Origin of the sequence: Achromobacter pulmonis (assembly GCF_002885955.2) — a bacterium.
Taxonomy (GTDB): Bacteria; Pseudomonadota; Gammaproteobacteria; order Burkholderiales; family Burkholderiaceae_B; genus Achromobacter; species Achromobacter pulmonis_A.
Map to the genome: position 1 here is coordinate 1 of NZ_POQS01000090.1, position 360 is coordinate 360.

Here is a 360-nt window from a genome sequence, read left to right on the forward strand (position 1 = left end):
GGCATCGGCGACATCGCCGGCGACTTGCTGGCGTTCTCGCCGGTCGGGCTGATCTACAACAACTGGAGCGCCATTACCGCCTGGTTCGGCAATCTGTGGCGAGGCGTGCGCGCCTTCTTCAGCCGCAGCATCGGCGAGATCGCCCAGGATCTGCTGGCCTTCAATCCGGCCACGCTGCTGGCCAAGGGCATCGACGCCGTATTCGAGCTGTTCGGCGCGCGGCCGCTGACCGAGATCGGCGGGCAATGGGTGGGCGGCCTGTGGGACGGGATCAGCGCGCGCTGGGATCAGTTGACCGGGTGGCTGCGCGGCAAGGTGGCCGAGCTGACCAGCTGGATTCCGGCCTGGGCGCGCGACCGG

The 360-nt window shown here is 68.9% G+C and carries 1 protein-coding gene; it reads left to right on the forward strand.

From position 1 onward, the window contains the following. Nucleotides 1-360, forward strand: a 360-nt coding sequence (locus tag C1I89_RS34815; protein WP_219929647.1) for a hypothetical protein, incomplete at both ends; no start/stop codon positions are given.